Annotated in this window: 18 protein-coding genes and 1 riboswitch; of the genes, 5 read left to right on the top strand and 13 right to left on the bottom strand. The window is 71.1% G+C overall.

Annotation, left to right across the window (positions count from 1 at the left end):
* Nucleotides 1-62: 62 nt before the first annotated feature.
* Nucleotides 63-1,709, bottom strand: coding sequence for an FAD-dependent monooxygenase (locus ABZ434_RS19705; RefSeq protein WP_359138121.1), 1,647 nt, complete (start codon nt 1,707-1,709; stop codon nt 63-65).
* 90 nt (nt 1,710-1,799) lie between these two features.
* Nucleotides 1,800-2,702 (bottom strand): SDR family NAD(P)-dependent oxidoreductase, encoded by a 903-nt coding sequence (locus tag ABZ434_RS19700; RefSeq protein WP_359138118.1) that lies wholly within the window; start codon nt 2,700-2,702, stop codon nt 1,800-1,802.
* 97 nt (nt 2,703-2,799) lie between these two features.
* Here ABZ434_RS19700 and ABZ434_RS19695 point away from each other — a divergent pair, with 97 nt between their 5' ends.
* On the top strand, nt 2,800-3,465 hold the full coding sequence (locus ABZ434_RS19695) for a TetR/AcrR family transcriptional regulator (protein WP_359138115.1): 666 nt from the start codon (nt 2,800-2,802) through the stop codon (nt 3,463-3,465).
* A gap of 214 nt (nt 3,466-3,679) precedes the next feature.
* On the opposite strand, the gene sph is transcribed toward ABZ434_RS19695, so the two are convergent.
* The 6 genes from sph to ABZ434_RS19665 form a co-directional block, all read right to left on the bottom strand.
* On the bottom strand, nt 3,680-4,663 hold the full coding sequence (gene sph / locus ABZ434_RS19690; protein ID WP_359138112.1) for a sphingomyelin phosphodiesterase: 984 nt from the start codon (nt 4,661-4,663) through the stop codon (nt 3,680-3,682).
* Nucleotides 4,664-5,079: 416 nt separating this feature from the next.
* On the bottom strand, nt 5,080-5,724 hold the full coding sequence (locus tag ABZ434_RS19685; RefSeq protein ID WP_359138108.1) for a class F sortase: 645 nt from the start codon (nt 5,722-5,724) through the stop codon (nt 5,080-5,082).
* Between the two features lie 89 nt (nt 5,725-5,813).
* Nucleotides 5,814-6,224, bottom strand: coding sequence for a sortase-dependent protein (locus tag ABZ434_RS19680; RefSeq protein WP_359138106.1), 411 nt, complete (start codon nt 6,222-6,224; stop codon nt 5,814-5,816).
* 258 nt (nt 6,225-6,482) lie between these two features.
* Nucleotides 6,483-7,037 carry a hypothetical protein gene (locus tag ABZ434_RS19675; protein WP_359138103.1) on the bottom strand — a complete coding sequence of 185 codons (555 nt, stop codon included), beginning with the start codon at nt 7,035-7,037 and terminating at the stop codon, nt 6,483-6,485.
* 4 nt (nt 7,038-7,041) lie between these two features.
* A complete protein-coding gene (locus tag ABZ434_RS19670) occupies nt 7,042-9,102 on the bottom strand; it encodes an ATP-binding protein (protein ID WP_359138308.1) in 2,061 nt (686 codons plus the stop codon).
* Between the two features lie 70 nt (nt 9,103-9,172).
* Nucleotides 9,173-9,907 (bottom strand): response regulator transcription factor, encoded by a 735-nt coding sequence (locus tag ABZ434_RS19665; RefSeq protein WP_359138100.1) that lies wholly within the window; start codon nt 9,905-9,907, stop codon nt 9,173-9,175.
* A gap of 136 nt (nt 9,908-10,043) precedes the next feature.
* Between ABZ434_RS19665 and ABZ434_RS19660 the strand changes: the two genes are divergently transcribed.
* Nucleotides 10,044-10,865 carry a maleylpyruvate isomerase family mycothiol-dependent enzyme gene (locus ABZ434_RS19660; protein WP_359138096.1) on the top strand — a complete coding sequence of 274 codons (822 nt, stop codon included), beginning with the start codon at nt 10,044-10,046 and terminating at the stop codon, nt 10,863-10,865.
* A 17-nt stretch (nt 10,866-10,882) separates the two neighbouring features.
* On the opposite strand, the gene ABZ434_RS19655 is transcribed toward ABZ434_RS19660, so the two are convergent.
* The 5 genes from ABZ434_RS19655 to ABZ434_RS19635 form a co-directional block, all read right to left on the bottom strand.
* Entirely contained in the window at nt 10,883-12,664 is a 1,782-nt protein-coding gene (locus ABZ434_RS19655) for an AAA family ATPase (RefSeq protein ID WP_359138093.1), read from the bottom strand.
* A 357-nt stretch (nt 12,665-13,021) separates the two neighbouring features.
* Nucleotides 13,022-15,193, bottom strand: coding sequence for a hypothetical protein (locus ABZ434_RS19650; RefSeq protein WP_359138090.1), 2,172 nt, complete (start codon nt 15,191-15,193; stop codon nt 13,022-13,024).
* Between the two features lie 55 nt (nt 15,194-15,248).
* Complete coding sequence (locus ABZ434_RS19645; protein WP_359138087.1) at nt 15,249-15,728, bottom strand: hypothetical protein; 480 nt, start codon at nt 15,726-15,728, stop codon at nt 15,249-15,251.
* A 491-nt stretch (nt 15,729-16,219) separates the two neighbouring features.
* Complete coding sequence (locus ABZ434_RS19640) at nt 16,220-18,172, bottom strand: DUF262 domain-containing protein (protein ID WP_359138084.1); 1,953 nt, start codon at nt 18,170-18,172, stop codon at nt 16,220-16,222.
* Nucleotides 18,173-18,468: 296 nt separating this feature from the next.
* Entirely contained in the window at nt 18,469-20,049 is a 1,581-nt protein-coding gene (locus ABZ434_RS19635; RefSeq protein WP_359138081.1) for an FAD-dependent monooxygenase, read from the bottom strand.
* Between the two features lie 56 nt (nt 20,050-20,105).
* On the opposite strand from ABZ434_RS19635, the gene ABZ434_RS19630 reads away from it, so the two are divergent.
* The 3 genes from ABZ434_RS19630 (at nt 20,106) to ABZ434_RS19620 (ending at nt 23,821) form a co-directional block, all read left to right on the top strand.
* Complete coding sequence (locus ABZ434_RS19630) at nt 20,106-20,810, top strand: TetR/AcrR family transcriptional regulator C-terminal domain-containing protein (protein WP_359138077.1); 705 nt, start codon at nt 20,106-20,108, stop codon at nt 20,808-20,810.
* 235 nt (nt 20,811-21,045) lie between these two features.
* Nucleotides 21,046-23,112 (top strand): phosphocholine-specific phospholipase C, encoded by a 2,067-nt coding sequence (locus ABZ434_RS19625; protein WP_359138074.1) that lies wholly within the window; start codon nt 21,046-21,048, stop codon nt 23,110-23,112.
* A gap of 111 nt (nt 23,113-23,223) precedes the next feature.
* A riboswitch (SAM riboswitch) is annotated at nt 23,224-23,333 on the top strand.
* A 47-nt stretch (nt 23,334-23,380) separates the two neighbouring features.
* Complete coding sequence (locus ABZ434_RS19620) at nt 23,381-23,821, top strand: hypothetical protein (protein WP_359138071.1); 441 nt, start codon at nt 23,381-23,383, stop codon at nt 23,819-23,821.
* Nucleotides 23,822-24,010: the final 189 nt, after the last annotated feature.

Below are 24,010 nucleotides of genomic sequence, written 5' to 3'. Positions count from 1 at the left end.
GGACCGGGCGAGTGGAGACTAGCCACGCACGGCCAACAGAAGGGGTACGGCGGGCAGATCCTTCACGTACGCAGGCCGAGCGGGTCGCCGCCTTCACCGTCACCCGAGAGGCTCGCGGACAAGGCCGCGAAATGACCCGACACGGCCTCCGCGGTGCCGGAGAGCGGGAAGCGGGCCCCGAGATGACCGTCGGGGCGGATGACGAAGCCGGTCGGACCGTCGGGCCGGTAGAGCCGGGCGAACTCACCTGCGGCATCGCGGTACCCGGCGGTCTCGGCCGGGGCATCGCGGCCCACGACGGTGACCGTGTGCAGGCCGCCCGCCCCGGCCCCCTCGACAAGGCCGGATTCGGTGCCCTTCTCCGCGTACAGGACCAGTACCTGGCCCGTGAGTCCGCGCAGCACGTCGAACAGGCGCAGCGGATAGGTGGCCACCGGCGTGGACAGCCCCGCACAGTCCGGAGCGCGATCGCCGGGCTGAGGCGCGTCGTCGGGCCCGTACGGAGCCGCGGCGAGGGGACCGTCCCGGTACCCGACGAGCAATTGGGCCTCGCGGAGCATCATCGTCTCCATGTCGTCGGCGTCGTTCTCCATGCCCCGCGTGGCGTGGCGGACGGTCCGGCCGACGACCTCCTCGCCGACCGGGCGGCGCTCGGCGTCATAGCTGGTGAGCAGCGCGGAACCGGCTTCCCCGCGGATGACGAGGGCGAGTTTCCAGGCCAGGTTGCAGGCGTCCTGGATGCCGGTGTTCATGCCCTGCGCCCCGGTGGGCGGATGGATGTGAGCGGCATCGCCCGCGACGAAGACCCGGCCGTCGCCGTACCGGTCGACGATCCGGTGGCTGATACGGAATACGGAGGCCCAGCGCATCCCGGACAGCGTCGCCGGCCTGGGGGCCAGCCGGTCGACGACGGCCTGGATGTCGGAGAGCCCCGGCACGCGCCCGCCCTCCAGCCCGTGCGCCACTTCGGCGCCGTCCGGTGGACGGGTGGAGAGTTCGGGCGGCACCAGCATCGACATCCGGTACCGCCCCGCCCCGGGGAGCGGAATGCAGACGAGCAGGTCATCGGTGGAGCCGTCGTCGCCCGTGTGGCTCGCGCGCACCCCGTAGCCGTCCGGCAGGTCCCAGTCGGCCACGACATCGGCCAGCATGTACTCCTCGGCGAACGCCCCGCCCTCGAACGAGAGCCCCAGCCCCTTGCGCACGGTGCTGTGCGCGCCGTCGCAGCCGATCAGGAACCGGGCGCGGACCTCCTCGTCGACGCCGTTCGCGGTGCGCAGCCGCGCCGTGACCCCGTCCGCGTCCTGGGTGAAGGACAGCAACTCGGTCTCACGCTCGATGACGGTGCCCCGGCCGGCCACGTACTCCTCGAGGATGCGCTCGGTCTCGTACTGGGGGAGCGCGGCGAAGCCGTACGGAACCTCGGGCGGCAGAGCGAGATCGATCCGCGCCACCTCGCTCCCGTTGACGTGGATCAGCTGGCCGCGCATCGGGACGGCAGCCTCCAGCACGGTGCGCACCAGCCCCATCCGGTCCCAGATCTCCAGGGTGCGCGGCTGGATGCCGACCGCCTTGGCGTACGGGAGACGGGCCGGCAATCGGTCGACGAGACGGCACGACACCCCGCGACGGCGAAGCTCGGCGGCCGCACTCAGCCCGACGGGCCCCGCGCCCGCGATCAGTACGTCAGTGGTGTGGTCGCGTGCCACGGATGCCTCCCGGTGCCTGGCCCCCGACGGATCGCTCACCCCATGGTCGCCCGGGGTGGTACGGGCGGCGAGTTCTGTGGGGTCACCGCTTCACCGCACGGGAAACGTCACCCCGGTGAGCTCCTCGGAGACGGTCCACAGACGCTGCTGAGTGACCTGGTCGTGGGAGTCGGGGCTGGAAGTGACCAGCTTCGGGTAGCCGCGGATCTCCCCCCGGTTGCCGGGGCCGTAGTACTGCCCGCCGGCGACCACAGGATCGGTGGCGGCGCGCAGGGTGGGCAGGGCGCCCATCTCGGCCTTCTGGAGGAGCAGCGGCGCGAGCCAGGTGACGGGCATGCGGAGCGCGGCGGGCACGTTGCGCATGAGCTCCGTGTTGGACACGCCGGGATGGGCGGCCACCGCGACCGTGGTCCCGAGGGGCGCGAGTCGGCGCTGTAGTTCGTACGTGAACATCAGGTTGGCCAGTTTGGCCTGGCCGTAGGCGCCGACTCGACTGTAGGAGCGCTCCCACTGCAGGTCGTCGAAGTGGATGGCGGCCCGGATGCGGTGGCCGGTGCTGCTGACCGTCACGACACGGGAGCCGGGGACGGGCAGAAGCCGGTCCAGCAGCAAGCCGGTCAGGGCGAAGTGGCCGAGGTGGTTGGTGCCGAACTGCAGCTCGAAGCCGTCTGCGGTGGTCTGCCGTGGTGTGTACATCACGCCCGCGTTGTTGATCAGAAGGTCGATGCGCGGGTGTGTGGCGCGCAGGTCGGCCGCCGCGGACCTGATCGAGTCCAGGGAGGTCAGGTCGAGTTCCTGGACGGTGACGTCGCCGGTGATGCGGGCTGCGGCCTGCTTTCCCTTCTCGACGTCGCGGACGGCCAGCACCACCGTCGCCCCGTGGGCGGCGAGCATCCGGGCGGTGTCGAAGCCCAGCCCGGTGTTGGCGCCGGTCACGATCGCCACCCGGCCGCTCTGGTCAGGGATGTCCTGCTCGGTCCAGCTGGCACTCATGACGCACTCCTAAAGAACCGTCGGTCTGTTACGAGGACCGTAAAAGACCGGTGGTCTCCTGTCAAGGAACCGGTGGTCTTTAAGTTAGGCTGAGGGCGTGACCTTTCAGCGGGCGCGGAGCGAGGAGCAGCGGGAGATCCGCCGCCGGACGATCCTGGACACGGCGGCGGCGATGCTCGACGAGATGCCGGTGGCCGACCTGAGCCTCAATGAGCTCAGCCGGCGGGTGGGCCTGGCCAAGTCGAACGTCCTGCGGTACTTCGAGTCACGCGAGGCGGTGCTGCTCGAACTGCTGGACGTCTTCCTGGAGAGCTGGCTGGCCGAGCTGGCGGACGAGCTGGCCGCGGGCATCGAGGCGCAGGCGGCCCCGGAGGTGCGGGCGGGCCGGCTGGCCGAGATCCTCAGCGGGTCGCTGGCGGGCCGGGTGGTGCTGTGCGACCTCTTCGGCGCGCAGGGCGGTGTGCTCGAGCACAACGTCTCGGTCGAGGTGGCCAAGCGGCACAAGCGGTCCTCCCTCGCGAGGCTCGCGGCCATGTCCGACCTGGTGCGCCGCTACGTCCCCGAGCTCGGTGACGGCGCGCAGCTGTTCTGCCTGATGAGCCTGGTGTCCGCGGGAGCCCTGTCGGCATACGTGCCGCCGCCACCCAGCATTCTCGCCGCCTACGCGGACGAGCCCGCCCTCGGCGTGCTCCACATGGAGCTGCGCGACGCTCTGCGGATCTCCTTCACCTCGACGCTGCTGGGCGTGCTGCCGCGCGCCTGAACCTGTGCGTCTCTGTGCTTCGGGCGAAGTACGGGCGATGATCCGGGAGGACCTCCGCTGTCGCTGCACAGGTCCGCTGCACAGAGGGGAGTACCTCCAGGCGAACCGGTGTGCGCCATGGAAGCGGGACGGCTCGGCGGCCCCGCCCCGAGGCGCCCGGCCCCGGGGCGGTTCTACCGGTGGTCGGCGAGCGGCGTCAGTGTGCGCCGGCCGGCTACTGTCCCGACGCCACCACCGGGTAGTGGTCCGAGAGATTCGTGTACGTGTAGTCCGTGCCCCAACTGGACACGGTCCAGGGCGCGCTGTTCTCCGTGACCACCTCGTTCGTCCACCCCGCCGGCTTCGCATGGCCCGTACGGTGCAGGACGTGGTCGAGGTCCTCGCGCGGGTCGTCGGGGTAGCGGTCCGCGGCGATCGAGTTGTCCTGTGTGTCGAAGGAGTACGGGTGGCCGCTGCGGGCGTCCGCCCCGGTCAGCCCGGCGTTCGCGAGCAGCGACGCGTACTCGGGGGAGTGGGAGTCGACGTTGAGGTCACCGGCGACGATGACCTGCTCGGACGCCGGGATGTTCTTGGCGTCGAGGAACGCGTCGATCTGGCGGAACTGCCGGCCCCGGATCTCTGCCGCCTCGCCCGCGCCGCACCCCGGGTCCGTCGACTGGGTGTGGGTGCCGACGATGTGCACCCGGGCGCCGTTCACCTTCAGTTCGGCGTAGGCGAATCCCTTGTTGGACCACCAGTCGCTGCCGCAGGCGTCCTTGTAGATGTGCTGCTCCTGCCGGACGATCGGCCACTTGCTGAGGACGGTGACGCCGCCGTCCTCCGGCGTCGCGGCGGAGTAGGAGCCGCTGGTGGCGTCCCATCCGCTCCTGCTCCGGCCGACCACCGGGGTGTGGAACGGGTACTGGGCCGACGCGTCGGCCGTCAGCGCATCCGAGGTGGCGTTGTCGAAGGCCTCCTGGAGCACGACGACGTCATTGCCACGGAAGAACGCGGTCTTCGGTATCTCCGCCGCCCGGTGGGCCTGGCCCCAGTTCGGGTAGAGGGTCGTGCTCATCAGGAACGTGTTGTACGTGAGCACCCGCAGGGACGGGGTGCCGGCGGCGGCCGACGCGTGCGGGGCGCCGACGGTCAGGGTGACGGCGGCGAGTGCGGCGGAGAGGGTCACGCCGGAGATACGGCGAAGAGCGGAGTGGGGCACCTGGACTCCTGTTTCTGCTGCTGCAGTTGGGGGGCGGTGAGGTACGAGCCCCATGAAAGCAGGGGGAGTTACCCGTGGGTAGACGGTGGGTGCCGGGAGTCCCTCCGGCCGTCGTCCATCAGGTGCCGGCCGGTGCGCGGACTCGCTCGCCCCCGGACCGGCGTCACCGCGTCACCCGGAGGCGCGGATGGTCGGACCACTCCGGGTCCCCGTACACCTGCGTCGTGCAGCCGCGGCCGATCGCGACCATGGTGGGGCCTTGGGAGAGCGGACACCGGGGCGCTCCTCCTGTGACGGCTGCTCCTGCGGACACCGACCCCGGGACGTGCGGGCCGATGTCGACGGGGCGGGGCGGAGTCGTACGGGACAGGGGCGAACGCCACGTCCGCCTCTGACAGCGGCCGCCGCAGTGTCCGTCACCGCCGCGTCGCGTACACGATGAGGTTGTCGACGGGGTGGCCCTGGGCGTCGAACGCGCCGTCGCAGGTGATCAGTCGCAGGGCCCGGTCGTCGGTGGGGCCGTAGACGCGAGCGGTGGGGAACGCGGTCTTGCTCGCCGTCTCACGGCCGGTGACCTCGAAGCGGACCTCGGTGCCCTTCTCGTCCCGGACGGTGATGTCCGCACCCTTGACGATCTTCTTCAGGTCGTGGAAGACGGCCCGGCCGAAGCGGGTGTCGTTGTGGCCGATCAGTACGGCCGGCCCCGGTTCGCCGGGCATCGAGCCGCCCGTGTACCAGCCGACCGTCATGCCCTTCTCGGCAGGCGGCACTTCGACCGTGCCGTCGCTGTTGAGGCCGAGGCGCATGATGTCGCTGTCGATGCCCAGGGAGGGGATCGAGACGTGGACGGGGGGCTGGACGCGGGCCTTCGCCGAGGGCGTTCCCGTGGCTCCGGGGTCGGGCCGGCCGGCCGTCGGGGAGGCGTGTGCCGCGGCGGCCGGGGACTTCGGCGGTGAGGCGTCCGAGCAGCCCGCCAGCGCGGGAAGGGCGGCCAGTGCGAGGCAGGCGTACACCGGAAGAGCGGTGCGGACGCGCAAAAGGGACGAGGACGTACGGGACATGGGAACGGACTCCGGAAGGGATCGGCCGACGGCAGTGGCGCCGCCCGGTGAAGGACGACGCCACTGCGGGCTGTTCGGGTAGGGGTGGGTCAGCCGTTGCGGCGGCCGGTGTGGCGGCGGCGCAGGACGACCGTCCCGGCACCGGCGACCAGAAGGGCCGCCACGGCGGACCCGGTGACGGCGGCGGTGTTGCCGCCCGACGTACCGCCGGGCTCCTCGCCCGCCGCGACGCCGCCTCGGGGTGCCTCCGAGGGGGCGGCCGACGGGGTGGCCACCGGGGTCGGGTTGTCGCCCGCGGCCACGCCACCACGCGGCAGTTCGGAGGGGGTGGCGGTGGACGGCGCCCGGCTCGGCTCGGCGCTCGGTGAGGCCGGCGCGGCCGACGGCGTGGCGGTGGGTGTGGGGGAGGAGTCGGCGAAGGCCGCGGTGGCGGGGACGCAGACCGCGCCGAGCGCGACCGCGGTGAGGACGGCGGTACGCAGAGACGTACGCAGGGGCATGAACATGGCTCCGTTCCAGGTCGGCCTCGACGGCGCCGCGGTGCGGAGGCGCACCACGGGGCGAGGCGTACCGACAGGCTGGCGCGAAGTTATGAAGAAGCTGTCAGAACGCTGTGGTCATCGCATCAGGGCCGCTCGGCGTGGGCCGACGGAGAGGCTGCGGGGCCGCCGGTCCGGGGCGCGCAGTTGCCGTGTCCTCGGGCCGACGCGCTGGCCACGGTCCGGTGCGGGAGCGGCCGGAGGGATGTGCCCGGCGACTCATCCTCCTCCCCACACGGGGTTCGCGGCTCGGTTCTTCGCGATGTTCCGTATCTTCCTGGTGCTGCCCGATTCGGCGAGCAGGGCGAGTACCGCCGGCGCTGTCGACTCCTCGGCGACGAGACGCTGCATCCAGTTCGTGACCTTCGCGCACTCGTCCGCCGACGGTACGTGGCCGTCCTGGAGGGACAGGTGGAACAGCCAGTCGTGGATGCGGCGGTGGACGAACATGCGGCAGCCCTCGTCCTGGAGCCGGTCGATTTCGGGCAGCAGTCCGGCCGACCACTGCCGGAAGCCGGCAGGACCCGTCACCTTCAGCGCGATGGCGTCCACGAGGGCGACCACCGCCGTCCTGGAGCCCAACTCGTGGGGATCACGCAGGATCGTGGCCACCATCGCGCGGTCTCCGGCGCGGCTCGGCGAGGAAGCGGCCACCGAGACGACGCGTCGGTACGCGGAGGTCCGGACGTGCTCATCCGCGAGGGCGTCGTCGATGTCCACGTCGTGGATGCCGGCCCCCGCGAGCAGGCCGGCCAGGTCGTCACGCAAGGTCATTGCTTCACTCCTGGCCGCCCGGTGGGATCGTCCCGCTTTCGTGCCGCTCCGGATCAGCCTCTTCCTCCGCGGTCAGCGGAGCGGCCGGCCGGCCGTCACCGGCAGGGAGCCTCTTCACCGTTACGGCGGCCGGCAGGCACAGGGTGAACACCGACCCCTCGCCGGGTACGCTCCCCGCCGTCGCCGTCCCGCCGTGCGCCTCCACGAGTTTCCGTACAATCGCCAGCCCGAGCCCGCTGCCTCCGGTGCGGCGGCTGCGGGACTTCTCGCCGCGCCAGAAGCGGTCGAAGACATGGACGAGGTCCTCGGCCGGGATACCGGTGCCGGTGTCCGAGACCTCCACCGTGACCGTGTCGCCCGGCTCGGAGCCGTACGCGTGCAGGGTGACTTTCCCGCCGGGCGGGGTGTGGCGGATCGCGTTCGACACCAGATTGCCGATGGCCTGGCGGAGCCGGACGGGATCGGCCGTCAGCCCCGGCACAGGTCGGTCCGGCGCTGACGGCGGCACCGTCAGCGCCACGCCGGCCGTCTCGGCGCGGGCCTGATGCGCGGCGGCGACCTGGCCCAGCAGCTCTTCGATCCGTACCGGCTCGGCGCGCAGTCTCAGCGCGCCCGCATCGGCCTGCGCCAGGTCCTGGAGGTCGTCGATGATGTGCTGCAACTGCACGGCCTCCTCGTGCAGGGAGGCGATGAAGGCGCCGTCGGCATCGGCCACCCCGTCCTGTGCGGCTTCCAGCCAGCCGCGGATGTTGCTGAGCGGGGTGCGCAGTTCATGGGCGACATCGCTGACCATGGCCTTGCGCTGGGCCTCCAGCCGTGCGCGGTGGGCGGACATGTCGTTGAACGTGGCGGCGAGCCGCCCGATCTCGTTGTCCGCGGTGACCAGCACGGGCGCGGTGTCCTCCCCGTCACGCATCCGCTGGGCGGCACCCGTCAGGGCGCGCAGGGGGCGGACGAGCCGGGCGCCGACGAGCACCGACGCGCCGACGGTGAGGGCCAGGACGAGTGCGGCCGCGCCGGCGATTCGCGCGGTGTTGGCCGGGGAGAGGTCGAAACCCGGGACGGTGGCGCCGCCGGTGTCGCTGATGAAGAGCAGGGCGGGCGAGGCGACGTACGAGCTGAGCTGTTCACGACGTGCCGTGCCCACGCAGGAGGCGATGGCCCGGTCGTCCTCGCCGGTACCGGCGGTGGGTGCGGGGGCGGTGCTCGGCATGGCACTGGGCGTCTCGGTCGGCGCCGCGCTCGGCGCGGGCTCCGGTTCGATGCCGGGTGCGGCGCCGGGCACGTCGCTCGGCGGCACGGTGGGGACCGCCGTGGGCACGGGTTCCGCGCTCTGCCCCCAGGACAGGTCGAGCTTCAGGTGCACGCCGTCGCGGTCCTGGCGCTTCAGACAGGCGTCCGTCAGCTGGTTGAGTGCCTTGAGCGCGCGCTTCTCCGTGGCCGTCGGGGTGTCGAGGGCGTCGGTCGTGCACCGGGTTCCCTGAAGCCGTTCGGGGTCGTTGCCCACGACCTGGATCACCGGGCGTCCGCTCTCGGTGCGGACGACGTCCGAGGCGATTCCGGAATCGCCGAGGCAGGCCACGCCCCGGTCCGCGATCTGCCGCAACGCCGTCCGTTCCGCGGCCGGCAGCCGGAACGGCCCGACGGCGCGCGGATCGACCCGGTCCGCCGGGGTGCCGGAAGGCCCGGCGTTCTCGGCCGCCAGCGCGGTGTCCACGGACAGCGGGTCCACGATGGCCGAGGCCTGCGCCGGGAGAGCGGCGGCCTTCTCAGGGGCGGCGGAGTCGGCGAGCGGCGCGCGCTGCTCGGTGGTCAGCGCGATCCGCCGGCCGGACTGCTCGGCCAGGTCGCGCACGGTCTCGTCGACACCGTCCCAGGTGGGATGAGCCGCCGCGTAGCCGAGCAGACTGTGGTAGATCCGGGCGTCAGCGGTGAGGTTCTGCCCCTGTTCCTGAAGGATCGCGCCGGAGGTCGTCTGAACCGCGATCCAGGCCGTGGCGGCCACCGAACACGCCGCCACCAGTGCCGATACGGCAAGCAGCCGGGCGAGCAGGCTCTTGCGCAACGGCAGTCGCGCCCGCGAAGCCCCGGGCTCCGGCGCGGCACCGCGCGTACGTCCGAGGAGACCCGGCGTGTCACGACGACGCACGTGCCGCCGCCTTCGCCGGGTCGGTCAGTTTGTAGCCGACACCGAACACGGTGAGCAGCCGGGCGGGCCGCCTCGGTGCCGGTTCGATCTTCTTGCGGAGGTTCATGACGTGCACGTCGACCGTGCGGTCGCTGATGTACCGGTCGAAGCCGTGCAGTTCCGCGAGCAGTTGCTGCCGGGTGAAGACCCGGTCGGGCTCGGCCGCGAGAGCGGCGAGGATCCTGAACTCCCCCGGGGTGCACTCCACGGCCTCGCCGTCGACCGACACCACGTGCCGGGTGGGATCGACCACCAGCGCCCCCACCGTCAGGACGTCCGCATCCGCAGGACCGGCCTCGGCGGCGCCTGCGGCGTGCCGGCTGCGGCGCAGCAGCGTGCGCACCCGGGCCATCAGTTCGCGCGGGCTGTACGGCTTCGTCACGTAGTCGTCCGCACCGAGGTCGAGGCCCAGCAGCAGATCGTCCTCCGTGGAGCGGGCCGTCAGCATCAGCACCGGCAACTCGCGGCTCTCGGCGCGCAGCACACGCACCACGTCCAGACCGTCGGCCCGGGGCATCATCACATCGAGGACGAGCAGGTCCGGCTCCCGGTGGCGGACCGCGTCGAGAGCCGCGAGGCCGTCGACGACGACGGTGACGGCATGGCCCTCCCGTTCGAGGTAGCGGCGGAGAAGTTCCGCCTGTTTCTCGTCGTCCTCGGCGATGATCACATTTGCGCACACGCGCTCGATCGTAGAGGGGTTCGAACGCCGGGCGTCGACCTCTTGCCGGGAAGGCATGCGAGCTGCTCTTCTGTACCCGCAGGTAACAGCAGCGGACAGCAGACGCCCGGGCGGCGTTCACGAGGACGGTGGCGGAGTGGAGTCAGCGGCAGGGCAGGAGGTACGTGGCGTGCTGCCCGAGGGACTGGCCGAGGCGATACGTACGACGGCCGAGGACATCGCGGAACTGTTGCGCGCCGCCCCCGACACCGGTGCTCCCGTACCGGGACTGACGTGGACGGTGGGCGAGGTGGCCGCTCATCTGGCGCAGGCCAACGCCCTGATGGCCGACGTGGCGGCCGGGCGTCAGCGATCCCACGGCGACGGAACCCCGCAGGGCATCGCCGCGGCCAACGAGGAGGCACTCGCGGCCTTCGGTGAGCGTACGGCGGAGCCGCTGGCAACGATGATCGTCGCGCAGGCAGCCGCCTGCCTGGACGCGGTGTCCGGACATCCGGCGGACGAGACGCTGATGACGCCGATGGGTCCGATGAACCGCGTGGTGCTCGGCTCGTACCTCCTGACACACATGCTGGGCCACGGCTACGACCTGGCCCGCGCGCTGAGGCGCCCGCACATGGTCGACCCCGCCCGGGTCCGTCTGGCGCTCCCGTTCATGGTCCAGGCCATGCCCCGGGTGACCGATGCCATCGCGACCGCAGGGCTGAACACCCGCTACGCGGTACGTCTGTGGGGAGGCGGCCGCTTCGGGGTGACGTTCACCGACGGGGCGGCCGCCGTGGGCCACGAACTGCCGGACCGCCCGGACTGCACGATCTCCATCGAGCCGGTCACGTTCCTGCTGATGGCGCTCGGCCGCAGCTCGCCGGTGGGTGCGATGGCCCGGGGACGCGTCTTCGCCTGGGGCCGCAAGCCGTGGATGGGGCCCCGGTTCCCGGCGTACTTCAAGGCGCCCTGAACGGGAAGGGCCTTCGGCTACGCGCCGCTCCCGCTTCCGTGGGACTCCATGAGTTCCTGGTGCGCGGCGGCCACGTCCTCGGCGAGCACGGTCACCATCTCCTCACGGGTGGGTGTGCTGTCGGTGTGCGTGGCGTACAGCCGCAGATCGCGTTGCGCGGAGGCCTTCTGGCAGAGCTCTCGCGCGAACCGGGCATTGCCCACCATGTCGGCCTTGCCGCCGTCCACGATCGCCGTGCAGAAGGCTTCCAGGACCTCCACCGCCCCCGCGTCGGGTTCGTCGCCCTGGGCGCCCAGGACGGAGCGGGCGATGAGGACCAGCTCCTGCGCGGAGTAGGAGGGGAAGTCGACGCGCGTGGTGAAGCGGGACACGAGCCCCGGGTTGGCGGCGAGCAGGCCGACCATCTCGTCGCGGTAGCCGGCGAGTACGACGACGAGCCGGTCCCGGTCGTCCTCGGCCCGCTTCAGGAGCACCTGCAGGGCCTCGTCCCCGAACGCGTCGCCGCCGCTGTACCCGCTGTTGGACAGCGCGTACGCCTCGTCGATGAACAGCACCCCGTTCAGCGCCGAGTCGATGACCTTGCTGGTCTTGATGGCCGTGGACCCGAGGTGCTGCCCGACCAGGTCGACGCGCTGGGCCTCGATGACATGCCCCGAACTCAGCAGCCCGAGCCCTGCGAAGACCTTGCCGATGATGCGGGCGACGGTCGTCTTGCCCGTACCGGGCGGCCCCGCGAAGACGAAGTGCCGGGGCCGTGCGCCGCCGGGAAGCCCCTGCTCTGCGCGGAGCGCGGCCATGCGCAACTGGGCGATGAGCGTGAGTACCTGGCGTTTCACGGGTTCGAGCCCGATCATGCCGTCGAGGGACTTCTGCGCCTCGGCGAGCAGCCGGGCCCTGGTCTCGGCATCGGGCTGGGCGCTGTCGGTGTCCCCCGAAGACGGCTGGGCCGGTGCCGGGACGGTGGGTGAGGGGGAGGGCACGGCCGGCTGCTCGGGGCGCGGCGTGACCAGGTCCTGAGCGGTGGGAGCGGGGGCGGAAGGAGCGGGAGCCGGCCGGGCCTGGGCACGGGCATCGACGTCGAAGAGCCCCGGCGCGCAGCGGAAGGCGTACTGATACCGCTTCAACGCCTCCTCCTTGCGCCCCAGTTCCTCCAGAGAACGCCCCATGAAGTACTTGCACTCGGCGTCGAACCGGCTGCCCGTCTCCAGCTTCCGTGGCAGCGGCGCCAGGACGTTCAGTGCCTCGTGGTGGACGCCTTGGGCGAAGAGTGCGGCACCGACGTACAACTGCGCCTCGTCCTGCAGGAACGCGTCACCGATACCGGTGGCGAACCTCAGGACGAGGGCCCAGTCCTCCTTGACGAAGGCGTAGCGCGTACAGACGAACTTGGTCTCGTCGCAGTCGAGTTGCGCGGTCGCGAGCCCGGCCCACGCCTCGTCCACCTGCTTCTTGTCCAGCAACGAGGACATGGCCGCCAGCCACAGGTCGCGCGCGTTCTCCAGCCGGAAGGTGACGTAGTGGCCGATCTGGAACGTGGACCGCAGCGGCAGCCCGAACTTCGTCCGCAGCGCACCGAAGGCCCCGGAGGACCGGAGCATTCCCGCCAGTGCCTCCTGCTGCCGCTGACCGGTCGCGTGCAGCCCCAGCCACGCGTCGGCGGCAGAGGGATCGTGGGTCGTGGCGAGCGTGAACTGGATGCCGGCGGCCGTGGTGTCCCCGCGCTGCATCAGCGCCATCGCCTGGCTCCACGCCTGCTCGGCCTTCCTGACCGAACCCCGGCTCGCGGCTGGACCCTGCACGTGCTCTCCCCTCGACGGGCGCGCGGCCCGAGCCGGCGGCCGACGGGGCACACCGTGATGACCTGGAACGGTGGTCAGGATAACAACGTGCGCGCGTCGGGTTCCTGCGCGTGTCCGTCGCGCGCGGGGCAGGCACACGCCGCCCGGTCCGGCTGTGACGGTGCCGTACGGGTCCAGGAGCGGAGAGGCCGTCCCCGCTGCGGGCAGCGGGGCGGAAAACGATGCGGGCGGCGCTCGCGCGGTGAACGCGGACGCCGCCCGGAGCGATGTCGAGGGCCGGGAAAGCGAAGGAACTCGGTGTCAGAGAGGAGTGAGAAGGAAGCCCCTTCATGGCCTGGCCGTGGCCAACGCTAGCACTCAGCCCGGGATCAAGTCGCGCAGATTCTCGGGGGTGATGACCAGGGAGTCCGGGTGCAGTCCTTCGGGGCGTTCGAGGCCGATGTACGTCACCGGCTCCTCCGGAGGCGGCCCGGCGTCCCACAGATCCACGGCCGGGGAGCCGGCCGGCCTCAGGCCGATCAGATACCTCACGGTCAGGTACTCGCGCTCCACGACGGCGCGCACCACCTTGGACACCGACACCTGGTTCTCCTCGACCCGGTTGGCCGACGAGATGCCCCTCAGGTACAGGTGCAGCCACTTCGCACGCCAGCGGCCGTCGTCCTCGCGCCGGAACACCAGGGGCAGTGCCACCCGGCCCGCACCGCGGAGGTCCGACTTCATGCGTACCGTGCGCGGCTCGAACGGCCGGCCCTTCTGCTCGCCGTCGCGCAGCATGAAGCCGAAGAACGACTCCTCGACCTCCTCGAAGTTCTCGCCGGAGAAGATGTTGACCTGCGGAACGATGCAGGCGCTGCGTACCCGGTCCAGGGACAGGCTGATGAATTCCGAGGCCCCCTCGGGCGCCTCGGTGACATCGCCCGAGTGCTCGCCCCCGACAGCCGTGAGAGAGGTGTAGGAGAGCCAGGAGTCGGTGCTGTAGTCGGTGTGGAGGAGCAGCGCCGAGAGGTCGTAGTCGGTCCGGTTCCCGGTCTCCTTCCAATACACGAAGAAGCGCAACTGGTCGCCGTCGACCGCCGAGACCGAACCGCGCGGCAGCACGCCGAGGCCGCCCGCGGTCGCTCTGCCGCTGAGCGGCAGCGCCACGTCGAACACGGCGGGGTCGACCAGCAGCCGGCCCGGCGCAGGGAGCCGGCGGCGTATCTCGGCGTCGAGCGCGGCGATCAGACGATCGCGGTCGGCTGCGGGGACCGGGGGCCGGAAATCGGGAGCGACCCAGCCGCCGCCCCGGCGGTTGACGAAGATCCGGGGCGCGTCGGTCTCACCTGTCCGGTTCTGGAAGTGCTCACGGACCGAGAGCACGACCCGCCCGGACACCTCGGGAGCGACCTGGACCGCGAGGGCTGTCACCGCGTCCCGTTCCTCCTGGTCGGCGGCGATGCGCAGCAGGAGGTCCAGGGTGCGGAACAGCTTGCCGGGAGCGGAGCTCAGCAGTCGTGCCGCGCCGAGGACGTCGTACTCGTCGAGGAGTTCCTCGACACGGCTGTCGAAGGTCCGCGCCTCCTTCTCTCCCCGCGCCACCGCGAACACCTCGGCGGCGTGCGGCCAGCGCGGGTACTCGTGCGGATGGAGACGTTCACCGAGGCGCTTGAAGGGCTCGCGGTACGCGTGCACATCGGCCAGCTTCGCGGGGTTCGCCGCGATCACGGCATCCAGGCCCGCGAGCAGGGCACGGCGGACCGGCCGCGACAGGGAGCGGAAGCGCGTCGGCTGCTGGAGCGTCACGTCGCCGTCCGACAGTGCGCAGGCCAGCCGCAGCACATCAACAACGGTGTCCAGGAGAAGGCCGGCGCCCACGGAGAGACGGGCCTCGTTGACGACCGCCCGGTTCTCCCGGACCGGGATCGCCTCCGGCTGGGGGCCGGGTGCGCACTGCCCGGCGAGCGCCCGGAGGTCGAGCAGGTGCTCCTCGCCCAGCGGTGTCGTGCTGCCTGCCAGGGACAGGTAGAGGGCCGTGAGTTCGTCCTCCAGGTCCCGCCCGGGGTGCAGAACGGTCACCCGGTCACCCGCCGACGCGATCAGCTCGGGCTGCGCCGCGAGCATCTCCTCGTAGGTGTGCTGGTAGCGGCCGTACGAGGGGAGGCTGAGCAGGTTCAACGCCCCGTGCGCCAACTGCGTCAGCACACTCTCGCGCGAGCGGTCGTCGCTCAGCGCCTTCGTCACGCACGACATCCAGAACTCTTCGGTGTCCGGCACGTTCGCGGGAAAGTCGATGAAGTAGGGGTTGTGCCGGACGTGGTCGCCGGCCATCTCGCTCACGGTGTGCAGCGTCTGCCCGGCGATGCGTACGACTGTGGGCTCCGACAGCCCCGACAGCCGCTCCAGGAGCTCCGCCGACAGCTTGAAGCCCGCGAACGTCAGCGCCGCGTCCAACCTGCGTGCGGCGCTGCTTCCTTCGCCGGCGGGGCCCTCGGGCAGGGGGAGTCGGTGGGTGTGGCGGATGACCAGCGATTCGAGACTGTGGGACATCCGTGGATGGTCGCAGACGTGTGCGAGCCGGCGCGCGGGAGTTTCTGCGCGCCGCTCAGGCAGCCATGGCCACGGACGCCTTGCCGAACGACGCCTTCCGCGTCCCGCCCGCCTTGCGCTCCCCGAAGACCACCACCCGCAGCAGCGCGAACCGTCCGGCGCCGGCGATCGCCGACGCCGACAGGTAGACACTCTGCTGAACGAGAGCCGATGGCTCGGACCGGACCGCGTACAGGCAGAACAGCGCCCCGGTCGTGAAGGCGTAGCTCACCGCGACGGTGAGCCCGGACTGAAGATGGACGCCCCACCCCCTGCGGTCGCTGCGGAACGAGACGCGACTGTGCAGTTCGGTCGCGATCACGGTGGAGACGACGGTGACGAGAGCGTTGGCGACGACCAGCGGAATCCGGTCGTTGAGGAGAACCAGCACACCGCTGGAGGCAACCCCGACCCCGCCACCGCAGATCACAAAGCGCACGAAGGCCGCGAGGGCCGGGTGAAGCGTGCGCGTCGGCTGGAGCGAAGGGGCGGTCACGAGTGGGCCTCCGAAGGCTGGTTGATGCGGTGTGCTCATTCCACTCCAGAACCTACGGACCCGGCGTCCTCCGGACGACCCGGTTTCTCCCCGACGTTTCTGGGGGTTGTCCCCCAGGGGAAGGTGGGGGTGCCATCAGTGCTGATGGATCCGGCTTCCGCCACCGGCCGGCCGGAGGAGAAGGCGCGGCGTGACCTTGGTGCCCGGTCGTCGACGGACGTGGCATCGTGACGGCCGACCGGTCCGCAGCCTCCTCACGGCCTCCTCCGCCGCAGGCCGTCCTGGAAATGGCGCGACAGCCGGATGCCGTGGTGGTTTCCATGGAGGACCTGACCCGGTCCCGGGCCCCCATCCCTGGGTGACGGAGGCCGGACGTTCCGTGAAGCAGGCCCGAGTCGAGTGGAACCGGTTCCGTGTACGGCCAGTTGGGCCGACCAGGGCCCCGGCACGCGCAGAAGCCGGGGGACCTGGGACGCCGGGCAGGGCAGCCGTCAGGACGCGGTCTGCTCCGCTCGCAGGTGGCCGATGTAGCGCCGCAGCGCATCGGTGCTGTGGAACACGCGGTAGTTGCCGGCCTCGAGCGCCGCCAGCTCGTCGGCAGTGGTCTCCGGAGCGAGGACGACCGGAATCCCTACTTCCTCCTGGAGCCCCTGGGGCCAGTAGGCGGCGGCGACGACGATGGCTGCACCCGTGCGCAGGTCGTTGACCTCGCAGTCCAGTTCCGGGGCCGCGAGGTCGGCATCCGTCAGCTCGGTGAGGAGACCGGCCAGACCCGGCACCTCGTCCTCGTCGCGTGATGCGGTGGCGGGCGCGGACGCCTGGGCGGGGATGAGTGCCCTCGCTGTCTGGAGTTCCACGGGGGACGGGCCGTCGTGGAGGGCCTGGAGAAAGCCGTTCGCGGCTTCTGCCAGGAGCTCACGGCGGGCCGCCAGGAACTCCGGGTACTTCTCGATCCGCCAGAGGTCGCGGTCCATCGGAACCCACTGGGTGGCCAGCGTGCCCGGCATCCGGTCCTCGACCTCCTGCAGATACTCGGCCGGGTCCTTGGCGCCGATGTGCAGGTTGCTGTCCTGGGTGAGGAAGCAGAAGTTGGCCACCGCGTTCACCTCGGCGCGGCTGTGACCGTGCTTGTAGAGGCGGGCCTTGGGGAAGATGTGGTGGACCTGCAGAGAGCTCAGCCGGCCGAGCATGCCGTCCTTCAGCGGCACTCCGCTCACGAAGTCCTGGGCTCCGTACACCCGCGTCAGCAGGTAGAGCAGGGGATAGAAGCGCGAGCCCATGCTGGACCCGATGAAGTCATCCGCGCGCACATCGAGCCGGCCACCGCGGCTTCGCCGCAGCACGTCGATCAGTCGGTCGATTCCGCCGTCGTCCAGTGCCTGGAGGTCCTGGTTCAAGGCCGTTTCGGTGGCTCCCGTGTGACGGCCCCAGAGGAAGCTGTGCACGTACCAGTGGAAGAGGCGGTCGCGGGTCATGGCATCGGGGAACCGCCCGCCGTGCCGGTGAAGCAGCCGGCTCATGACGGGGAACGCGGCGGTCCGGCCGTTCAGCACCCGTCCGTGGTCCAGGCCGAGCCTGCCACCGAGCGCGTCGAGCAGGTACGAGACCGAGTCGATGGTTTCCGTCAGGCCGGTCCGGAACTCCGGCACGCTCACCTTGTCGAGCTTGGAGAACTGCGCCTCGCCGGTGAGTACCGCGTTGGCGTTGCGCAGGAGCCAGTCGAGCTTGAAGTCGTACCCGGCCGCAGACCAGTGGGCCAGAGCCCGGTTCATCGTCGGGCGTGCTTCGGGCCATGCCGCACAGATGGCTGCCAACGCCAGATCGCCCTTGGAGAGTTTGGTCCCACCGGAGTTCACGCGGTTGAAGATCTCGACGACGACGTCGATGGTCTTGTCCTCACCGGTGACCTCGTCGATGTGAACGATGCGTTCCTTGATCTGTGTGATGCGATTGAGGCGCTCGATGTACGTCGACTGGAGTGCCGTGTCGCCTTCGGCGAGTTGTGTGACAGCCAGCAGCTGACTGCCCAGCCCGCCCTGGCACAGGGCCGTGACGTCCACCCAGACGGGATTGCCCTTCATCTTCGTCGGCGCGTAGAACTCGAACGTCTCGTCCTGCAGATTGAAGTGCAGGCCCGTCAACGTGGAGGGGTTGCCCTCGAAGAAGCGGGGCGGCCGGCCACGCGTCACCCCGTACAGGGTGGTAACCCGCTGCTGCCCGTCCAGCAGCAACTGGATGGTGCCGTCCTTCCCCGACGACTCCCCTCGCGTGTCGGCACTCTCTGCCTTCGTGCTCCAGGTGAGGAAGCCGCCGATGGGGTAGCCGCGATACAGGGACTGGAAGAATCCGCGTACCTGGTCGCGGGTCCACACATACCCGCGCTGGAACTCGGGGAGGGCGATGTCGCCGGCGTCGACCTTGTCCAGGATCTGTGAGATTTGCACGTACGCAGCCCGCCCTCTCGACCCGACGGCACCCCCGCCGGGACCAACACGTGATCAGTCGCAAAATTATCAGTGTTGGTCCCGGTGCCGGATCGGAGCGAAGTGGGGCCCTGAGTGGTCCTGTGCGTTGCGACGCCCGTGGAACTGCCTGAACTCAGCGCGGTGGAGGGGTCAAAGCCGCCGAAGCGTTGGCCCTCCACCGATGGCGACCGCGTACCGGGCGGAGGGCGCCGCCAGGGCGGTCTCTGCCCGGCCGCCGGGCCGCCGGCTTCCGCCCTCGTCCAGGGCGCCGTCCCTCAAGCGCTCGGCACCCGGGCCGGCCTGGCCAGCACCTGGTCCAGGGCCTCGGTGAGGCAGCGCACCGGATCCGTCGCCGGCGCCGTGGCTCGCATCGCGACGATTGCGTCCGGACGGACGAGCAGCGCCCCTTCGTCGGGGAGCCACGGGGCCGCGACGTGATGTGCGGGGAGTCCGGTCTCCGCCCCGGCGGCGAGCCAGGTATCGCCGGCGACGCCCACCAACAGGGTCCACCGGGACGCCACCAGGTCGAGCGTGGACACCCCGTCGACCCACGCGTGGGGCACCCGTGAGCCCGGTGACCCGTCCAGGACGAGGTCCACGGTGGACGGAAGTTCCGGCCGGGGGCCGATGACAGCGGCCGAGTCGTACCGCTGGCCGAGGTGTACGACCGGCGCCGCCCACACCCCCGCCGCCGCCCTGGCGGCGTCGGCCTCGGGTCCGCGCCCCCAGTGCAGCTGTGGGTCGGCCATCCGGCGCATCGCCTGGTCCAGCGTCGCCGCGGCGACCGGCTCACGCTCCCGCGCGTAGGTGTCGAGCAGTCCGGCACCGGCCTCGCCGTGGTGGACGGCGGCCAGCTTCCACGCCAGGTTGTGCGCGTCGGCGACCCCGGTGTTGAGGCCGAACGCGCCCATGGGCGGCACGGTATGCGCGGCGTCGCCGACGAGGAAGACGCGGCCGACCATGAAACGCTCGGCCGCTGCGCTCCGGGGCCGCCACGGGAGCACGCTGCGCACCTCGACATCGAGGTCGGGATCACCGACCGCCAGCCGGACAATTGCTGCGCAGCGCTCGTGAGTGAAGTCCTCGGGGCGTTCTCCGGCATCGACGTCACACGCGACGTGGAAGACCCAGTTCGTCTCACCGTCCACGGTGGCCAGCAGGCCGGGCGCCTGAGGCGTGGTGATCGTGCAGGTGGCGAAGGACATCCCCCGCAGGTGTGGCCGGAGGTCGGCACGGAACAGGATGTTGACCTTCGACGTGCCCAGGTCGCCCGGCCCGGAGATGCCCACGCCGAGTGCCGTCCGCACGGTGCTGTGCGTGCCGTCGGCTGCGACCACGCGCGCACACCGCAGGGAGTAGCGGCCGTCGGGCCCCTCCAGTTCGACGTCGACCCCGTCGGCGTCCTGTGCGATGCCGACCAGACGGGTCGACCAGCGCAGGTCCGCTCCGCGGCGTGCCAGGTCGGCTGCCACGACGGCGTCGAGCCGGTCCTGGGCGCAGACGCCGCGCAGTCTGAACGGAGTCACGTCCAGCCCGTCCGCGGACGGGGTCGGCATGGGCACGGTCACGACGTCGCCCGCACCCATCGCGACGACGGTAGGTGCCACCGCCTTGCCCGCGGCGCCCCGGAGGTCGACCGCGGCCGCGTCGACGGCGGCGTCGAGTCCGAGCTCGCGGAGCACCTCGACGGAGCGCGGCCCGATGCCGGTGGCACGTGGGTGCACCGACGGCCCGGACCGGCGTTCGACGAGTACAGCGGGGACGCCGTGGTGGGCGAGCAGCGCCGCGGTCAAAAGGCCGACGCTGCCGCCTCCGACCACGAGCACGGGGACGTTTGGGTACGCCGTAGCTGTCATGGCTACACCGTAGCCAGAAGATAGGATGGGGGTCAACGAGGAAAGGAGCCGCCCCGATGACCGAACCCGTTCCCTCGTCGGTGTGGACCCGGCCGCGCCCCGAGCCGCGTCGACGCGCGCCCGGGGTGGACCAGTACGTGGCCGCCGCGCTGGCCGTCGCGGACTCGGAGGGACTCGCGGCGGTGTCGATGCGGCGGGTCGCGGGTGACCTCGGTTCCGGGACCGCCACGCTCTACCGGTACATCACCAACCGCGACGAGCTGGTGGACCTGATGGTCGACGCGGCACAGGGCGAGGACCCGCTGCCCGAAGCCGCCGGGGACTGGCGTGCCGGTCTGGCGGCGGTCGCGCACGCGTCCCGCGCGACACTGCTGCGGCACCCCTGGCTGGCGGGCGAACTGACGGGGAGACCGGCGCTCGGCCCCAACTCTTTGCGGCGCTCCGAGTCCGCACTGCGGGCCGCCGTCGCGCTCACGCCCGACATCAACCTGGCCGCGCAGGCGCTCGGCGCCGTGCACGCCTACGTGCTGGGATCGGTCGCCGCCCAGCAGGCCCTCCGGCGCACGGAGCAGCGCACCGGGCTCAGCGAGGAGGAGTGGCAGCGCAGCGTCGGCCCGTACATCAGCGAGGTTCTCGCGGCAGGTGAGCATCCGATGCTCGCCCGCCGTGTCCTCGAGGCGGAGGAACCCGACCCCGACGTCGAGTTCGCGTTCGGCCTGGACTGCGTGCTCGACGGGCTCGCGGCCCGGCTGGGGCGCTGAGCGACCGGCACGCGTGGATGCCGGGACGGACCCGGCCCACGGCCGGGGTTCCGGCCAGGACCCTCGCAGGCGAGGCGTGGCGGACGGGATCGTGGTCCGTTCCGTTCCGTCGCCGGCTGTTCGGCCGATCGCCATCGCGTGCACACTGCACGGGTCTTCCGCAGGACGTGCCGGTTCTGGGACACTCCAGTCGCTTTCGTCGCCATATCCCCTCACCCCACAGAGGCCCCCACCCATGGCAGAACTCAACCGTCGCCGCCTCCTGCAACTCGCGGGAGGCACGGCCGCGTACACCGCCTTGTCGAGCAGCATCGCCCGCGCCGCGTCCCTGCCCGCGCGGGGTCGTACGGGCTCGCTCCAGGACGTGGAGCACATCGTGGTCCTGATGCAGGAGAACCGTTCCTTCGACCACTACTTCGGCACCATGAACGGCGTACGCGGCTTCGGTGATCCGCGGCCCGTCACGCTGCCCAGCGGGAAGCCGGTCTGGCACCAGAAGGACGGGCTCGGCAAGGAGGTGCTGCCGTTCCGGCCGCCCGCCGACAGGCTCGGGATGCAGTTCCTGCGCGACCTCAACCACGACTGGGCAGGCGGGCACCGGGCGTTCAACAAGGGTGCGTACGACCAGTGGGTGCCGGCCAAGACCGCGACGACGATGGCTCACCTCACTCGTGAGGACATACCGTTCCACTACGCCCTCGCCGACGCGTTCACCGTCTGCGACGCGTACCACTGCTCGTTCATCGGCAGCACCGACCCGAACCGCTACTACCTGTGGACCGGATACACGGGTAACGACGGCTCCGGTGGCGGTCCCGTGCTCGGCAACGACGAGGCGGGGTACGGCTGGACCACCTACCCCGAGCGGCTCGAGCAGGCCGGGGTGTCGTGGAAGGTGTACCAGGACATCGGGGACGGGCTCGACGCCGCCGGGTCATGGGGGTGGATCGCTGATGCGTACAGGGGTACGTACGGCGACAACTCGCTGCTCTACTTCAACAGTTACCGCAACGCCGAGCCCGGGGATCCGCTCTACGACAAGGCGCGCACCGGCACCGACCTCAAGAGCGGTGGCGGGCTCCTCGACGACCTGAAGGCCGATGTCCGGGCCGGGACGCTGCCGAAGGTCTCGTGGATCGTCTCTCCGGAGGCATACAGCGAACACCCCAACTGGCCCGCCAACTACGGTGCCTGGTACATCTCGCAGGTACTGGACGCGCTGACGGCCGATCCCGAGGTCTGGGGGCGGACCGCCCTCTTCATCACCTACGACGAGAACGACGGCTTCTTCGACCACGTCGTCCCGCCCTTCGTGCCGTCCGGGCCTGCGCAGGGGTTGTCCACCGTGGACACCTCGGCCGACTACTTCCCCGGTGACATCCGGTACACCGCCGGGCCGTACGGGCTCGGCCAGCGGGTTCCCATGCTGGTGGTCTCCCCCTGGAGCACCGGCGGGTTCGCGTGTTCCGAGGTCTTCGACCACACCTCCGTCATCCGGTTCATGGAACAGCGCTTCGGCGTGCACGAGCCCCATATCTCGCCCTGGCGGCGCGCCGTCTGCGGTGATCTCACCTCCGCCTTCGACTTCGGGCGTACGGACACCTCGGACACCCCGCTGCCGTCGACCGACGCCTACGAGCCGCCGGACCGCCTCCGGCACCCCGACTACGTCCCCGTGCCGCCCACCACAGGCAGCGTGCCCAAGCAGGAGAAGGGGGCCCGGCCCACCCGGCCGCTGCGCTACGCGCCCTTCGTCGACGGGGCCGCCGACACGTCCACCGGGAAGTACCGCCTCACCTTCAGTGGGGGCGCCGCCGCCGGCGCGCAGTTCCTGGTGACCTCGGCGAACCGCACCGACGGGCCCTGGACCTACACCACCGAGGCCGGAAAGTCCCTCTCGGACAGTTGGAACACCACCTACTCCAAGGGAGTGACCGACCTCACCGTGCATGGCCCCAACGGCTTCCTGCGCAGCTTCCGAGCCGGTGGGAAAGTGACGGGGCCCGAGGTGACGGCCCGTCACGACGCCTCCGCCGGCAGCCTTCAGCTGACCTTCGTCAACGGTGGATCCGCGACCGTGAGGCTGACCGTACGCAGTGCCGTCGGATACGGGGGAGGGGTGCAGACCCTCGCGGTCCGAGCGGGCGAGACCGTGAAGCACACGCTTGACCTGCGAGGAAGCAAGTACTGGTACGACCTCACTGTCGTCTCCGACACGGACGCCACCTTCCTGCGGCGCTTCGCCGGACACGTCGAGACAGGCCGCGCCGGTACGAGTGACCCGGGTCTCGTCACCGGCTAGGGGCCTCGGCCCGACGGGTCGTCCGGGAGGGCGCGGTGCCCGTGGCCGGGCGCCGCGCCCTCCTGATCACCCGTCGGGTCGCGTGGTCCGCTTGGGCTAGAGTCCTGTACGGGTCATGAGTTCCAGTGTGCAGCCCCGGCTTGCTGGACGGCACCCCGCTCCGCTGCGGGTGCTCCGGGTGACGACCCGCCCCGTGCGCAGGGTACGGGGAACAGCGGACCGCGGTGCAGGCGCTCGGGGTCCTCGTCCCGGAAGGCCAACCCCCCTCATGCTGCGTCATCTCACCCAGAACGACTCCGTGCGGAGCGGCGAGTGCTCCCGCTACGCCGCGGGCCACCGCGTGCACTGGATCCACGCCAAGAAGTGCAGGCAGGAGCCGGGGCAGGCCGTCGAGGTCCTGCTCACCTCCGGTGATGTCCGTGAGGACGGATGGCTCGAACTGCGGGCCGCTTTCGACTATGCGGGTGACCTCCCCGCGGTCTGGACGCACACCCCCGGCGCGCTGCGGGAGGCCCTCGCCGGTCACCGTGGGCGTGTGTACTGGCTGGCGCGCTGGCATGCGCTGAAGCTGGAGTACGGCGATGGTGCGGGTGACGGAACGGGGCGGGCTGCCGGGCTGGTCAACGTGGCGATCGAGGGCGGTCAGCTCTGTGAGTCCGAGGGGCAGAGCGAGGCCGGTTGCGCCGGAGGCCGCACCTCGTCGGCGTAGTGGGGGACTGCGCCGTCCTGTGCGGCCGTGCGGTACATCGCGATGCTCATCAAATGTGTTGAGTTGTCGACCTGTTGTTCCGTTCAGGGTGTGGGATTGATCGCTGTTGACCGTTCCGGCGACACACAAAATCCTTATAGTGAACATGCGTTGATCGCATGATCTTGACGCGTGCAGCCTTCGCCACAG

Source organism: Streptomyces sp. NPDC005761 (assembly GCF_040630635.1).
Taxonomy (GTDB): domain Bacteria; phylum Actinomycetota; class Actinomycetes; order Streptomycetales; family Streptomycetaceae; genus Streptomyces.
This window is presented reverse-complemented; position numbering and strand designations above follow the sequence as displayed.

Coding starts and splice junctions, on each gene's coding strand:
- ABZ434_RS19700 (WP_359138118.1), bottom strand. CDS start 2,702: ATGAGTGCCAGCTGGACCGAGCAGGACATCCCTGACCAGAGCGGCCGG.
- ABZ434_RS19685 (WP_359138108.1), bottom strand. CDS start 5,724: ATGTCCCGTACGTCCTCGTCCCTTTTGCGCGTCCGCACCGCTCTTCCG.
- ABZ434_RS19680 (WP_359138106.1), bottom strand. CDS start 6,224: ATGCCCCTGCGTACGTCTCTGCGTACCGCCGTCCTCACCGCGGTCGCG.
- ABZ434_RS19675 (WP_359138103.1), bottom strand. CDS start 7,037: ATGACCTTGCGTGACGACCTGGCCGGCCTGCTCGCGGGGGCCGGCATC.
- ABZ434_RS19650 (WP_359138090.1), bottom strand. CDS start 15,193: ATGTCCCACAGTCTCGAATCGCTGGTCATCCGCCACACCCACCGACTC.
- ABZ434_RS19635 (WP_359138081.1), bottom strand. CDS start 20,049: ATGACAGCTACGGCGTACCCAAACGTCCCCGTGCTCGTGGTCGGAGGC.
- ABZ434_RS19630 (WP_359138077.1), top strand. CDS start 20,106: ATGACCGAACCCGTTCCCTCGTCGGTGTGGACCCGGCCGCGCCCCGAG.
- ABZ434_RS19625 (WP_359138074.1), top strand. CDS start 21,046: ATGGCAGAACTCAACCGTCGCCGCCTCCTGCAACTCGCGGGAGGCACG.
- ABZ434_RS19620 (WP_359138071.1), top strand. CDS start 23,381: ATGCTGCGTCATCTCACCCAGAACGACTCCGTGCGGAGCGGCGAGTGC.